Below are 14,624 nucleotides of genomic sequence, written 5' to 3' on the forward strand. Positions count from 1 at the left end.
GCGCCGATGCTGTTCATCGGTGAGCGGGTCGGCAGCGCGCAGGGGTCCGGCCCCAGGATCGACATCGCGCTCGACCCGCTGGAAGGCACGACGATCACCGCCAAGGGCGGCCCCAATGCCCTCGCCGTGCTGGCCATCGCCGAGCAGGGCTGCCTGCTCAATGCGCCCGACGTCTACATGGACAAATTGGCGATTGGGCCGGGCTATGCCGGCGGCACGATCGACCTGGCCAAATCGCCATCCGATAATATCCGCTCGGTGGCGAAAGCCAAAGGCGTCGAACCGTCGGAGATCGTCGTCTGCGTCCTTGACCGGTCGCGTCACGCCGAGCTGATAACCGAGCTTCGCGGGCTTGGCTGCGGCATCCAGCTAATCCCCGACGGCGATGTTGCCGGCGTGATCGCCGTCGCCAACCCGGAGACCGGCATCGACGTCTATATGGGCACCGGCGGCGCGCCCGAAGGCGTGCTGGCGGCATCGGCGCTGCGCTGCGTCGGCGGGCAGATTCAGGGGCGGCTGTTGTTCCGCAACGACGATGAGGTCGCCCGCGCCCGCCGCTGGGAGATCGACGACCTCGACCGCATCTACGCCATCGAGGATATGGCCAAAGGCGACTGCATCTTCGCTGCCACTGGCGTGACCGACGGCTCGCTGCTCGCCGGCGTGCACGTCCGCAAGGATTGCATCACCACCGAGAGCATCGTCATGCGCGCCAGCTCGGGCACCGTGCGCCGCGTGACCGCCGAACATCACCGCTAGCGCTGGACCCGCGCCCGCCCGGGCCTACAGTCGCGGCATGGGATTTGCGCTCGATATCGAACGGTCGGTCAGCGGCCAGCCGTGGCGCTGGCGCCGTTCGGGGACCGAGCCCGGTTTGGCACCGGATGCGCTGATCGACGAATTGCTGCTGGCCCGCGGCGTCGAGCGCGCCGACCTGGCCCGCCACCGCGTCCCGACGATTCGCGATTTCCTCCCTGACCCGTCGGTGTTCCAGGACATGGACAAGGGCGCGAAACGGCTCGCCGACGCCCTCGAGGCGGGCGAATCCATCGCCATCTTCGGCGACTATGATGTCGATGGCGCGACCAGCGCGGCGGTGCTGGTGCTGCTGCTACGCCGCCTCGGCGCGGACCCGATGACCTACATCCCCGACCGGCTGATGGAGGGCTACGGGCCATCCGGCAAAGCCTTGGTCGAATTGAAGCAGCGCGGCGCTAGCCTGGCGATCACGGTCGACTGCGGGGCGCAGGCATTCGAGGCGCTCGACGAGGCCAAAACCGCCGGCCTCGATGTGATCGTCGTTGACCATCACCAGTGCGCGAGCCAGCTCCCGGTCGCATTCGCGATGATCAACCCCAACCGCCTCGACGAGAGCGAGTTGGGCGCGAGCCACGGCCATCTGGCGGCGGTCGGCATGGCGTTCCTGCTCGGAGTGGCGCTGCTGCGCGAGCTGCGCGGTCGCGGCCGGTTCGTCGGCGACCGGCTCGAGCCCAGGATCATGGACCTGCTCGACCTGGTCGCGCTCGGCACCGTCGCCGATGTCGCCCGGCTGAAGACCCTCAATCGTGCCTTCGTGACCCAGGGCCTCAAGATCATGGCGGGGCGGCAGAATATTGGCCTGTCGGCGCTGGCCGAGGCGGCCCGGCTGGTCAAACCGCCGAGCGCCCGCGACCTCGGCTTCGCGCTCGGGCCGCGGATCAACGCCGGCGGACGGGTCGGTAAATCCGACCTTGGCGTGCGCCTGCTGACCGCGACCGACCCCGAGGAAGCGCGGACCATTGCCGCCGAACTCGACCGCTTGAACGAGGAACGCCGCGCGATCGAAATGCTGGTCAGCGAGCAGGCGACGGACCAGGCGCAGGGCCAGGCCGACGCGCCAGTCATCCTGGTCATGAGCTCTGGCTGGCACCAGGGCGTGATCGGCATCGTTGCCGGTCGCCTCAAGGAACGCTTCGGCCGCCCGGCGATCGTCATTGCCGAAACCGAGGACGGCACCGGCAAGGGCTCCGGGCGCTCGATCAGCGGCGTTGACCTGGGCGCGGCGGTGCTGGCCGCCAAGGACAGCGGCTTGCTGATCGCTGGCGGCGGCCACGCGATGGCGGCGGGGCTGACACTGCCCGCCGGTGGGCTTGAGCCACTGCGTGCGTTCCTCCGCGAACGCCTGGCGACCGACATCGAAACCGCGCGCGGCGGGCGGGCGCTGCTGCTCGACGCGCTGGTAGCGCCGGGCGGAGTCGCGGCCACATTGTGCGACGCGCTCGACGCTGCCGGTCCCTACGGTGCCGGCTGGCCAGCGCCTAGGGTGGCGGCCGGGCCGGTGCGGCTGATCAAGACCGGGATCGTCGGCGAAGGCCATGTCCGCGGCCTGGCGTGCGGCGAAGATGGCAAGAGCTTCAAGTGGATCGCCTTCAGGAGCGCCGCGACCGAACTCGGCCAGGCGTTGCTCGCTTCTCCCGGCGACACAAAATGGTGGCTAGCCGGGACGATCAAGCGCGACGAGTGGAACGGCGGCAATGCGGCCGAGATGCACCTCGAGGATGCGGCGCGCGCTTGACCCCGGGTTGCTTGACCCTAAGGGGCGCCTCGCCTAACCGGCGAGCCGCTTCACGGCCCCATCGTCTAGCGGTCTAGGACGTCGCCCTTTCACGGCGAAAACACGGGTTCGATTCCCGTTGGGGTCACCACTGCCTAAGTAACTTAGAATATTGTGTTTTTTGTTCGATATATCTTAGACGGTTTGGCGGGTTTCCGCCATATAATGGCGGCGTAAGTGTCCAAGCCCCAGACAGAGAAAAGGACACGGTTTCAACGAGTTGCTATTTCTTCGTCATCCCCCAATTGCTGGTGGCGACAGTCATGGGTTCGGTGATGAAGGCCTTTTTCCCGGATAAACCAATCTGGACGATGCTCGCCGCCGCGGTCGTCATGATGCTCGCCGCACTGGCGATGCTCCGGGTCGAAGACCCAGTCGCTTAGGCTTGCCGTCGGACCATTTGCCATGGCCCGAGAATGGCAGCGGCCGCTAATGTCCGCTTTGGGTCTAACCTGGACGCCAGGAGTGGGTGGAAAGCGGTCATTAAGTCGCGATCAATTCCGGGGCGCGCGGCCGCGCATGAGCAGATAGGCCGCAGGTATAACCAACATTGATAGTAACGGCGCGGTCAGCATCCCGCCAACCATCGGCGCGGCGATGCGGCTCATCACTTCGGATCCGGTACCGGTGCCAATCAGGATCGGGAAAAGGCCGCCGAGAATAACGGCAACGGTCATTGCCTTTGGTCGAACCCTGAGGAGCGCACCTTCGCGCACGGCTTGCTCCACCTGCATTGGCCCAGGGTCCTGGCCGCGCTCGGCGAGCGCATGTTTCAGGTAGATCAGCATGACGACTCCGAACTCGGCCGAAACACCCGCGAGGGCGATAAATCCGACGCCCGTCGCGACCGACTGATTGTAGCCGAGGAGATAAAGCAACCACAGCCCGCCGGTGAGTGCGAAGGGTAGCGTCCCCATGATCAACGCCGCTTCATCGAGGCGCCGGAAGGTTGCGTAAAGCAACAGGAAGATGATCAGCAAGGTGACGGGGATGACGATCTTCAGGCGCGCCTCGGCCCGCTGCAGGAATTCGAACTGCCCAGTGTAAACGACGCTGATGCCGGGTGGCAGCTTGACCTTCTGCGCGACGGCGCGCTGCAGATCGCCGACAATGGTCGTCAAGGCCCACCCGCGGCCGTCGATATAGATCCAGGTGACTGGCCGGCCGTTTTCGCTGCGCAGCATCGGCGGCCCTTCGCTCACGCGAATGTCGGCAACCGCACCAAGTGTGATCTGCTGGAGAGACGGCGTGACGATTGGGAGGTTGTTCAAATCCCCGATGCTGTCGCGAATCTCGCGCGGATAACGCACGGATATGGAGTAGCGGGCGAGTCCCTCAACCGTTTGACCGATCGTCGCGCCGCCAACGGCACCTGACACAACTGATTGAACATCGGCGACGTTGAGACCGTAGCGCGCGGCAGCGGCACGGTTGATCATCACGTCAATGTAACGTCCGCCGGTCAGCCGTTCGGCGAGTGCCGAGCTGACGCCGGGAACCGTCTTTGCAACCAGCTCGATCTGGTGGGCCGTTCGGTCGATGTCGGCAAGGTTCGAGCCGGCGACCTTGATTCCGATCGGGCTCTTGATGCCGGTCGACAACATGTCAATGCGGTTGCGGATCGGTGGGATCCAGAAGTTGGCGAGGCCCGGTACCTTTACCCGCCGGTCGAGCTCATCGACCAGCTTGTCCTGGGTCATGCCCGGTCGCCATTCACTCTTCGGCTTGAAGCGGATGATCGTCTCGAACATTTCAAGGGGAGCAGGGTCGGTTGCGGTGTCGGCGCGGCCTGCCTTTCCGAACACACTTTCGACTTCGGGCACGGTCTTGATCATCCGGTCCGTCACCTGCAGGAGCTGCGCCGCTTTGGCCGAGGAGATTTCGGGCAGGGCTGAAGGCATGTAAAGCAAGTCGCCTTCGTTCATCTGGGGCATGAACTCGCCGCCCATTTGGCTGATCGGCCACAGGCTGGTCGCGAATATGAGCCCCGCGATCAGCAGCGTTTTCTTCGGCCTGGCGATCACCCAATCGATTGCAGGCCGGTAAAGATGAGTCAGCCAGCGGTTGATCGGATTGGCGTCTTCGGGCGGGATTTTGCCCTTGATCAGCCAGCCCATGAGCACGGGGATGAGCGTGATCGACAGGATCGCCGCACCCGCCATCGCATAGGTCTTGGTGAAGGCGAGCGGTGCGAACAACCGCCCTTCTTGCCCTTGGAGCGAGAAGATCGGGATGAACGAGAAGGTGATGATCAACAAGCTGAGAAAGAGCGCTGGGCCGACCTCGACCGCCGCGGTCGTGATTTCGTGCCAGCGCGCGGGGCCTTCAAGGATCTGTCCCGGATGCTCGTTCGCCCATCGCTCAAGATGCTTATGGGCGTTCTCGATCATAACCACGGAAGCATCGACCATCGCGCCGATCGCGATGGCGATTCCGCCAAGCGACATGATGTTGGCGTTCACGCCCTGAAGGCGCATGACGCTGAAGGCAAAGAGGATGCCTAGAGGCAGCGTCAGTATGGCAATCAGCGCCGACCGGGCGTGCCAAAGGAACAGTGCGCAGACGAGCGCGACGATGATGAACTCCTCGAGAAGCTTGCCTTTGAGATTCTCGACGGCGCGGTCGATCAGCCCTGAACGATCGTAGGTGGTGACGATCTCGACACCCGCAGGCAGGCTCTTCTTGAGCTCGTCGAGCTTGGTGCGAACACCGTCGATCACTTGCCGCGCATTCTTGCCCTGGCGAAGAACGACGATGCCGCCGGCAACCTCGCCTTGTCCGTTGAGCTCGGCGATGCCGCGCCGCATTTCCGGGCCGATCTGGACCGTCGCCACATCGCCCAGCCGCACTGGCACGCCGCCGGCGGCAGTCTTCAATGGGATCGTCAGAAAATCGTCCGTGGAAATGAGGTAGCCGCTCGCCCGAACGATATATTCGCGTTCTGCCATTTCGAGCACTGAACCGCCGGTTTCCTGATTGGCGCGTTGGATCGCCTCGACCAGCACCTGTTGCGTCACTCCATAAGCGGCGAGCTTCTGTGGATCGGGGAGAATCTGATATTCCTTGACCATTCCGCCGACGCTCGCGACCTCGGCGACGCCGGGAACGCTCTTGAGCTCGTAGCGCAGAAACCAGTCTTGAATGCTGCGCAGTTGCGACAGGTCATGGCGGCCGGTGCGGTCGACCAACGCATATTCGTAGATCCAGCCCACGCCGGTCGCATCGGGGCCAAGCGATGCCGTCGCGCCCGGTGGCAGTCGACTCTGCACCTGGCTGAGATATTCGAGCACGCGGGAGCGAGCCCAGTAAAGGTCGGTCCCGTCCTCGAAGATCACATAGACGAAGCTGTCGCCTTCGAACGAGTAACCGCGAACGACCCGCGCGCCGGGCACCGAAAGCATGGTCGTCGCCAGCGGATAGGTGACCTGATCCTCGACGATCCGCGGCGCCTGACCGGGATAGGTTGTGCGGACGATCACCTGCACGTCCGAGAGGTCGGGCAGCGCATCGACCGGCGTCGACCGCAGCGCGACGATGCCGACCGCGACCAGCACGAGCGCGGCAAGGAGGACCAGAAACCGGGCGCGAACCGAGGCCTTGATGATCCGAGCGATCATTTGGGATCGCCGGAAATCGGACGCGCAGGAATACCCGTCAGGCTGGCTTCTGAATCGAGCAGGAACTGGCCCGATGCCACCACCTTTTCCCCAGGGCTAAGACCGGCGAGAATCTCCGTCCGTCCGTTGGATTCGCGCCCGATCTGCACTTCAGCCGGCCGGAAGCGCGCGCCGGATTGAGCGAGCATCACCAAGGTGCGTTTGCCGGTCCGAATCACCGCTTCGGTCGGCACGAGCAGCGCCGAGTGCGCATTCTGGCCGAGATGCACCGTCGCAAACATTCCGGGCCGCAGGTGAAGGCCAAAGTTGGGCAGCGCAATCCGCACGGTGATCGTCCGGCTTGCCGCGTCGGCGGTCGGCAGGATCGCCTCAACATGGCCCGAGAAGGGCGCTCCTGGGAATGCGGCGACATCGGCCGTGGCGGTCTGCCCAACCCGCACTTCACCTGCTCGCGCCTCGGGGACCGCGGCATTCAACCACACCGTTTCGATGCCCATTACCTGGGCGAGAGTTTGTCCGGCGCTTAACGTCATCCCCGACCGCACGTTCAGTTCCTGGATCGCGCCGCCGATGGGGGTCGTCAGCGTCACCACTCCGTTGGTTCCTCCGGTCCGCCCGACCCGCGCGATGACGCTGTCCGACATGCCTAGCAGGCGCATCCGTTGCTTCGACGCAGCGGTGAGCCTTTGATCTCCGAGACGGCGAATCGCGAGAAACTCCTGCTGCGCCCCGCCCCATTCGGGAATCAGCAGGTCGGCGATTGGGGCGCCGGCGCGCACCAAGTCGCCGGGTGCGCGGTTGTAGACCCGCTGCACGAAGCCACCGGATCGTGCCTGGATGATCGCCACATGGCGCTGATCGAAGTCGATCGTGCCAGTAACGTCGAGCGCGCTTCCGATTAGCCCGGCTTGCGCAGTAACGACGCGCATGCCGAGGCTTTGGATTGCGGCCGGATCAACCCGAACGCCGGCCTGTTGCCCGCTCTCGTCGGCATATTTGGGGATGGTCTGCATGCCCATCGAGGACAAGCCCGGCTGGTCATACTTCTCCTGTGGGACCATCGGGTCATACCAGTAGAGGACCTTGCGACTGTCCTGGCTCTGCGCTTGGGCAGGAATGCTGTCGTTGCCGGCGCTGCCGAAGTAAAAGCCGACCCCGCCTGCCGTCAGCGCCAACGCCGCGAGTGCAACGCCGATCCGGGCGCGCGTTGTCCGATCCCCGATGTCGATCATCAACGGTCACTCCCATAGGTCAGGTTGATGCGGATGCCGTCGCGGACCACCGTGGCCTCGCGGTCGAGCGCATCGAGCTCGACCTTGGCCAGTTCGTAGGTGCTGTCGAGCGCGGTACCGAGATCAACCGTATTTGCAGCGTAGCCGACCCGATCGAGTTCGGCGCGCTTCTTGGCAAGCGGCACGAGGACGTCGCGGGCTCGCATGAAACGGTCGTGATGCATGGCGTGATCGGCAAGGTCCGCTTGAAGCGTTGCGATCGCTTGGCGTCGCGCTGCCTCCCGCTCCAGCCGAGCGCTTTCGGCTCCACTCGCCCGAGCAGCGATGATCGGGTCCTGCCGTCGCCCGGAAAAGAACGGCAAGTCAATTTTAACTGCCACCGATGCCAGGTCGCCGTAGCTCGGATCGCGATGGCCGTAGCTTGTGCTCACTTCCCAGTTGGGTCGCTTCTCCGCGCGGGCCAATCGAACGTCGGCTTCGGCCCGCGCCGTCGCGGCGTCCAGCGCAACAAGCGACGGCAGCGCATCGATGTTAGCCCACAATAGTGCCGGAATGATCGTCCAGTCGGGCGGCGCGCCAGCTACTTCGGGCGCCGGATCGCCGGTCCACCGAATCAGCTCCGCGCGGGACTTGCTAGCCTGAGCAACGAGATCTGAGCGCCGGTCCCCGACTTCCGCCTTGAGCTGTTGGGGTTGGAGCGCCTGTGCAGGACGCGCGCTGCCGGACGTCAGTCGGGCGGCAACTGTCCCCTGGATATCATCAATGCTGTCATCCAGAATCTTCAGCGTCGCCAACCGCCGCTCAGCAAAATAAAGGTCGATCCAGGCGAGCGCCGCCTGCACTTTGACATCGCGGGCCTCGACCACTTCCGCGGCTTGCGCTGCGCCAATGTCCGCACGAGCGCGGCCCAATCGTGCGCGGCGCTTGGCGGAATTGGGAAACTCCTGGCTGACGCCGACCTTGAGCATGGTGAAGTTGTCACGGGTGAAGCTGCCGGCGTTCGGGCCGGTCACTGGAAAATCCTGGATACCGACCTCAAGCTTGGGGTCCGGCAATCTGTCGGACGCAATTGCCGTCAATCGCGCAGCCTCAGTCTGCGCAGTTCGAGCGGCGATGCTCGGCGCATCCTTCGACGCTTCCTCCAGCGCTTGAGATAAGGTCATCGCCCGCGCCTGAACATTCCCAGGCATCGCAATCGCGATCGTCGCTGCTGCCAAGAATACCGCTTTCATGTGGCCTCTCTCCGTGGTCCGATAGTGCGCTTATGGCCAACAACAGGCCCCGCCGCGCACAGCGAGCGGGTGCGATTCTGAATTGTTGGCGGACACGCCGGCCACGAGCGCGGCGGCGTTATCGCATTAGGAGGACCGGAGGCGCGGAGGCGGGTCGACTGTCGCCCAGCCGAGAGAATCCAATGCTTTCAAAGATGGCGCATCCAGCAGTGGCTTAGTGGACTTCGCAAGCACGACTACGTCGCTGTCAGGTTGCACCACAGCCGCCATTCCCATCACGGTGCAATCGTTGGTGCAGCAGGCCATCTTGGAATGATCGGCTGTAGGATTAGGGACCCCGCCTGCCATCTCGCAGTCCTCAACTGATTGCGGCGACGTCATCGCGGCGATAGCCGGCGCGCTTCCAATCAGCGACATTGCAACGAGGCACGATAGGATGAGCCTGATCATGCCGCAAAACCTAGCTTCGATAGGCTGAATGTCAATTAACCGGGGCCTCCCCGACGTGCAGGTAACAGCCTTGGCGGCGACGTGCTAATGTCCGCAATGGGTCGAAACCGGACTAGGTTGAGAGTCACTGAAGGATGTCAATCCGGGCTCATCGGGGCCAGACACGCACGGACGCTTGGCGGTCCATTCCCTGCCCGACAGAAAGATTTCCCTGCTCGGCGCCACGGGAATTTTGCCACAGAAACGTCGGCAATCTGCACTTTATCGCGAGCAAACGAGCCCGTCGGAGGCCCGAAAGTGCGCTCATTCCCAGCAAGATCCCTGTAAGCAGGGAATTGCGGAGACCGGTTAGCTCGACACTGGCTGCGTCACCAGATCGTTTTCTGGCCCGCGATACCCTGGCTGTAATCCAGCACCGAAACATGTTTGCAATTGGCGCACATCAGCGCCGTTTCCGCTTTGTCCGGGACCTCAAATTGGGTGAGGTTGGGGTGGCGGTGGGTCAACAGCCGCCACGCATGCTCCGCTTGCTTGAGGTCCGTCACCTCGAACACATGCGCTCCGGCATAGACCGCTTCCAGGTGGCGCAGGTCCCGGGGCTCCTCGCCGACCGCGATCGAGATGCGATCGTCATGCTGGATGTTGGCAAACTTCTGGCTCGACCGGAAAATGATGAAATAGATGGTCAGGCCGTCATTGGCATAACCGACGATCGTCGTTTGCGGCCAGCCATCCGGCCGCACGGTCGAAATCGCCATGACCCTGCGCGCATCCAAGATTCGGGCTGCTTGGTCTTCCACTGAAACCTCCTGAGTTAAAGCCGCGTCCACGCCACAGCGATGGTGATTGCCAGCGCGACCATGCTGGCGCCAAGCGCCAAAGCGGCAGAAATACCCTTCGACCGCGCATAAGCGAGCGTGATGCCAAGCTTGACGGTCATGTTGGCGAGCACCGTGCCGGCCAGCGCCACGGCAGCCAAGGGCGCCGAAATCGCCGTCGGGCTGAGGCCGCCCAAGGTAATGATCGCGGTGTCGACGTCCATGGTGCCGGTGATCAGGATGAGCCCGGCGATACCGCTCTCGCCGAACCGCCCCTCCGCCCAGCGTGCCGCCACCGCGGCGATCGCAACGAACGCGAGGAAACCGAGCGCCGGCAGGATGGCGATCGGATTGCCCGGCGGCGTCGGCCCTGCCTGGCTCGGCGCCTTGCGATAGAGCCAATAACCGGCGACCGCACCAACCAGCAGCGCGGGCGCGATAAGGATGACGAAATCGACCAGCACCCGCGTCGAAAGGATCGCGACGAGCAGGATGACGCGCACGTACATCACCGCGCTGGCAAGCGCGATGCCGGCCGGTTCGGCGCCGCCGGGCCGCTTGCTCCCGAGCCGCTGGGCGAGCGACTGGGTAACGGCGGTCGAGCTGTAAGCGCCGCCGATCAGCGCCGTGGCGATCGTCCCGCGGCGCGCTCCAAACAGGCGATTGGCGACATAGCCGAGGAACGAAAAGCCGGTGACGAGGACCACGATCAGCCACAGTTTTTGCGGGTTCCAGGCCCCGTACGGGCCATAGCGTCCGTTGGGGAGGAACGGCAGCACCGCGCCGGCGATCACGGCGTAGCGCGCCAAGGCTTTGACGTCGTCAGCCTCGAGCCGGTCGACGAATCCATGCAGCTCGGTCCGCAAGGCGAGCAGCGCGACCGCTACTGCGGCGCAGGCGATCGCCAGGCCGGCGCTGCCGTTACCGGCGAGAAAGGCGATGGCGATGGTGGCCAGCGCCGCAACCGCGCTGGTCGAATCGTGGTGACGCTTCAACTCTGGTGTATAAGCGATCACCATGATCAACACCGCACCAATGACGAGTGCTGCCGCAACCAACGGCTGGCCGAGCGACCCGATCAGCCCGGCGATGCCGCCGCCGAGCCCCAACATCGAAAATGTCCGCACGCCGGCGACTCGCGTCCCGGCTTTCTGCTCCTTGAGCTTCCAGCCGCGTTCGATGCCGATCAACAGGCCGCAGGCCAGCGCCGTGCCGACGGCCAGCGCCTGGCTGATCCAGTCAGGCGAGGCGGTCGGCATGCCAGCGCAGATGATCGGTCATGAAGGTCGAAATAAAATAATAACTGTGATCATAGCCCGGGCGGCGGTTGAGCTGGAGCGGGATGCCGGCGCTCGCACACGCCTGTTCGAGAAGCTCGGGGCGAAGCTCGGTGTCAAGGAACGGGTCAGCGTCGCCGATGTCGACCAACAGCTCGGGTAAACGCGCGCCGCCCTCGATCAGCGCAACGGCGTCGTGGGTTTCCCAGGTGGTGCGGTCGTCGCCGAGATAGCCGGCGAGCGCCTTCTGCCCCCAAGGCACCTGGCTCGGCGCGACGATTGGCGCGAAGGCTGAAACGCTTTTGAACCGGTTGGGATGGTTGAGCGCGACGGTTAGCGCGCCATGCCCGCCCATCGAATGGCCGGTGATCCCCTGCCGCCCCAAGGCTATGGGAAATTCCGCTGCGACCAGTTCTGGCAGCTCGTCGGTGACGTAGGTCCACATCCGGTAATTGGCCGCCCACGGATCCTCGGTCGCATCGACGTAAAAGCCCGCGCCCTGGCCGAAATCCCACGCCTCGGCGTCGGGCGCATCGTCGCCGCGCGGGCTGGTATCGGGCGCGACGAAAATCAGCCCGAGATCGGCACAAGCGGCGCGATACTCACCCTTGTCGGTGACGTTGGCGTGAGTGCAGGTGAGGCCCGACAGGTACCACACGACCGGCAGCTTCGCGCCGCCATCCGCTTGCGGTGGCAGGAAGATGGAAAAGGTCATGGCGGTCGAGGTCGCGCGCGAAGCATGGCGGACGACGAATTGCCGCCCGCCGTGAGACTTAGCTTCGCTGACGACCTCGATCGTCACTCAACCGGCATCCGGTGCAAGGCGCACAGCTTGTTGCCGTCGGGATCGCGTAAGTAGGCCAGATACAGCGGCCCGAAGGTCCCCTGGCGAATGCCCGGAGGATCTTCGACCGACGTGCCACCGGCCGAAACCCCGGCCGCGTGCCAGGCATCGACCTGTTCCGGGCTGTCGATGGTGAAGCCGACGGTCGCACCATTGGCATTGGTCGCCGCCTGGCCGTTCAGCGGCGGTCGGACCATCAGCAATGCGCCTTGATGCGCGTAATTGACCCCTTTGTCGTCGCGCCGCCCGGGCTTGGCGCCAATTGCCGCGAACACTGCATCGTAAAAACCCTGCGACTTCTCAATGTCGTTGGAACCGACCATTATGTGACTGAACATGCTTCTTCCTTCCTAAAGTTCGACCGCTTGCGTCGCGGTGGCCTTGTCGCCGGTATTCGGCGTGTCGTTGGGATCGATCAGCAGCAATTTGACTTCTCCCCGCCGCGCCGCCGGCCGATGCTCGGTGCCGCGCGGCACGATTAGCAGCTCGCCCGGCTTGACCGTCACCGTCCCGTCGCGAAAGTCCATGTCGAACTCGCCTTCCAGGATCAGGAACAACTCGTCGGTCTCGTCATGCTGGTGCCAGATCCATTCCCCTTCCGTCTTCACCAGTCGGACTTCATTGTCGTTATAGCGGGCGACAATCTTCGGTGCCCAATGTTCGGTGAACTCATCCAGCTTGGCGGCCAGGTTGATCTTGGTCGGGGCACGGTGTTCGGTCATGCAATGTCTCCTTATTCATGACACAGCTCCCCAGCCGATTTAATAAACAACGACCGCGCGGATACTTGTTCCGGCGTGCATCAGGTCGAAACCCTGGTTGATATCCTCAAGCTTGAGGACGTGAGTGATCATCGGGTCGATGGCGATCTTGCCGTCCATATACATGTCGACAATCGTCGGCACATCGGTGCGGCCCTTGGCGCCGCCGAACGCGGTCCCGCGCCAATTGCGCCCGGTGACCAGCTGGAATGGCCGTGTGGCGATTTCCTTGCCGGCTTCGGCTACGCCAATGATGATGCTGGTGCCCCAGCCGCGGTGGCAGCATTCAAGCGCTTGCCTCATGACATCGGTGTTGCCGGTGCAGTCGAAGCTGTAGTCGGCGCCGCCATCGAGCATCGCGACCAAATGCGCGACGACATCGGGCGTGTCCTTGGGATTGACGAAGTCGGTCATGCCGAACTGTCGGCCCCACGCCTCCTTGGACGGATTGATGTCGACCCCGACGATTCGCGCCGCGCCGGCCAGCCGCGCACCCTGGATGACATTGAGGCCGATCCCGCCCAGCCCGAACACGACGACATTGTCGCCCGGCTGGACCTTGGCCGTCTTGGTCACCGCGCCGACCCCGGTGGTGACGCCGCAGCCGATGTAGCAGGCCTTGTCGAACGGCGCGTCGTCGCGGATCTTCGCCACCGCGATCTCGGGCAACACCGTGAAGTTCGAGAATGTCGAGCAGCCCATATAATGGAAGATCGTCGCGCCTTTATGGCTGAAGCGTGACGTCCCGTCGGGCATCACGCCCTTGCCCTGGGTGGCGCGGATCGCGGTGCACAGGTTGGTCTTGCCCGACAGGCAACTTTTGCACTGGCCGCATTCGGGTGTGTAGAGCGGAATGACATGGTCGCCGGGTTTGACGCTGGTTACGCCGGGTCCGATTTCGCGGACGATGCCGGCACCCTCATGGCCCAGGATCGACGGGAACAATCCTTCGCTATCGAGTCCATCAAGCGTGTAGGCGTCGGTGTGGCAAATCCCTGTCGCCATGATTTCGACCAGCACCTCGCCAGCCTTGGAACCCTCCAGATCGACTTCGACAATCTCCAGAGGGCGCTTGGCTTCGAACGCAACGGCAGCACGGCTTTTCATATTCGCTCCCCGATCAGGTCGAGCGATGTGGCATGACGCGCCGCCGTGGCCAAGACCTCAATCCGGCTTGGTCGCGGTAACGCGCAGGAAGGTCGCGGGAATTTCGGTCCGACCCGGATCGCCGCTCTGGTTTTGAGCCTCGAACAATTGCCCCAGCTCGCGGCATAATTCATCCGCCCGTCCACTCTGCTCGGCGGCATCGAGCGCATTCATCGTCGGCCCGTAATATTGCGTGAAGCGATCGACCAATTCGGCGGGCGGGCCATCATGCCGGAACACGAAGCTGTCGCGTTCGACGGTCAGTGCTTCGCCCGCGATGCCAGCCTTGGCGAAGCGTTCGCGAACCTTGTCCTCCTGCCCCCACAACATCGGGCTGACGAAACCCTCGGGCGGCGGCGGGGTGAAGGCGGCGCTGGTCTTGAGGATCTGCGCCACCAAAGTTGGATCACCCGGAATCCAGTTGCCCATCACGATCTGCCCGCCGGGCTTGGTGACGCGCACCATCTCGCTTGCGACCTTGTCCGGATTTGGGGCGAACATGGCGCCGAAGACGCTGACCACGCGGTCGAACTTGCCGTCTTCGATCGATTCGAGGCTACTCGCATCGCCTTCCTCGAATTTGATGTTGCTGAGGCCAGCCGCTTCGGCCCGACGGTTGCCGGCGGCAACAAGATTGGCGGCGATGTCCACCCC

The 14,624-nt window shown here is 64.0% G+C and carries 13 protein-coding genes and 1 tRNA gene; 4 read left to right on the forward strand and 10 right to left on the reverse strand.

All coding sequences use genetic code 11. The features are described 5' to 3' along the window. From glpX to RMO25_RS12815, 4 genes are all read left to right on the forward strand, one after another. Positions 1-759: class II fructose-bisphosphatase (gene glpX / locus RMO25_RS12800; RefSeq protein ID WP_309662989.1), on the forward strand; the 759-nt coding region annotated here is incomplete at its 5' end. A 37-nt stretch (positions 760-796) separates the two neighbouring features. Continuing rightward, positions 797-2,554, forward strand: coding sequence for a single-stranded-DNA-specific exonuclease RecJ (recJ, locus tag RMO25_RS12805; RefSeq protein ID WP_309662990.1), 1,758 nt, complete (start codon positions 797-799; stop codon positions 2,552-2,554). Between the two features lie 54 nt (positions 2,555-2,608). Then, positions 2,609-2,684 (forward strand) — tRNA-Glu (locus tag RMO25_RS12810). Between the two features lie 160 nt (positions 2,685-2,844). Further along, the gene (locus RMO25_RS12815; protein ID WP_309662991.1) at positions 2,845-2,976 is read left to right on the forward strand and encodes a hypothetical protein; all 132 of its coding nucleotides are present in this window, start codon (positions 2,845-2,847) and stop codon (positions 2,974-2,976) included. A 111-nt stretch (positions 2,977-3,087) separates the two neighbouring features. Here RMO25_RS12815 and RMO25_RS12820 read toward each other — a convergent pair whose 3' ends face one another. The 10 genes from RMO25_RS12820 to RMO25_RS12865 form a co-directional block, all read right to left on the reverse strand. Further along, entirely contained in the window at positions 3,088-6,210 is a 3,123-nt protein-coding gene (locus RMO25_RS12820) for an efflux RND transporter permease subunit (protein ID WP_309662992.1), read from the reverse strand. Then, on the reverse strand, positions 6,207-7,442 hold the full coding sequence (locus RMO25_RS12825; protein WP_309662993.1) for an efflux RND transporter periplasmic adaptor subunit: 1,236 nt from the start codon (positions 7,440-7,442) through the stop codon (positions 6,207-6,209). Before RMO25_RS12825 ends, RMO25_RS12820 begins: the two co-directional genes overlap by 4 nt. Next, on the reverse strand, positions 7,442-8,674 hold the full coding sequence (locus tag RMO25_RS12830) for a TolC family protein (RefSeq protein WP_309662994.1): 1,233 nt from the start codon (positions 8,672-8,674) through the stop codon (positions 7,442-7,444). The genes RMO25_RS12825 and RMO25_RS12830 overlap by 1 nt, the downstream gene beginning before the upstream one ends. Before the next feature lie 818 nt (positions 8,675-9,492). Next, a complete protein-coding gene (locus RMO25_RS12835; RefSeq protein WP_309662995.1) occupies positions 9,493-9,954 on the reverse strand; it encodes a pyridoxamine 5'-phosphate oxidase family protein in 462 nt (153 codons plus the stop codon). Continuing rightward, positions 9,939-11,201: a DUF4010 domain-containing protein gene (locus RMO25_RS12840; protein WP_309662996.1), complete on the reverse strand. Its 1,263-nt coding sequence runs from the start codon at positions 11,199-11,201 to the stop codon at positions 9,939-9,941. The genes RMO25_RS12835 and RMO25_RS12840 overlap by 16 nt, the downstream gene beginning before the upstream one ends. Further along, entirely contained in the window at positions 11,182-12,015 is an 834-nt protein-coding gene (gene fghA, locus RMO25_RS12845; RefSeq protein ID WP_309663001.1) for an S-formylglutathione hydrolase, read from the reverse strand. Before fghA ends, RMO25_RS12840 begins: the two co-directional genes overlap by 20 nt. Before the next feature lie 2 nt (positions 12,016-12,017). Next, the gene (locus RMO25_RS12850) at positions 12,018-12,401 is read right to left on the reverse strand and encodes a VOC family protein (RefSeq protein ID WP_309662997.1); all 384 of its coding nucleotides are present in this window, start codon (positions 12,399-12,401) and stop codon (positions 12,018-12,020) included. 12 nt (positions 12,402-12,413) lie between these two features. Continuing rightward, complete coding sequence (locus RMO25_RS12855; protein WP_309662998.1) at positions 12,414-12,785, reverse strand: cupin domain-containing protein; 372 nt, start codon at positions 12,783-12,785, stop codon at positions 12,414-12,416. A gap of 39 nt (positions 12,786-12,824) precedes the next feature. Next, complete coding sequence (locus RMO25_RS12860; protein WP_309662999.1) at positions 12,825-13,931, reverse strand: S-(hydroxymethyl)glutathione dehydrogenase/class III alcohol dehydrogenase; 1,107 nt, start codon at positions 13,929-13,931, stop codon at positions 12,825-12,827. A 57-nt stretch (positions 13,932-13,988) separates the two neighbouring features. Next, the coding region (locus RMO25_RS12865; RefSeq protein WP_309663000.1) for a methyltransferase domain-containing protein at positions 13,989-14,624 on the reverse strand (636 nt) is incomplete at its 5' end.

Source organism: Sphingomonas sp., assembly GCF_031361285.1.
GTDB lineage: Bacteria > Pseudomonadota > Alphaproteobacteria > Sphingomonadales > Sphingomonadaceae > Sphingomicrobium.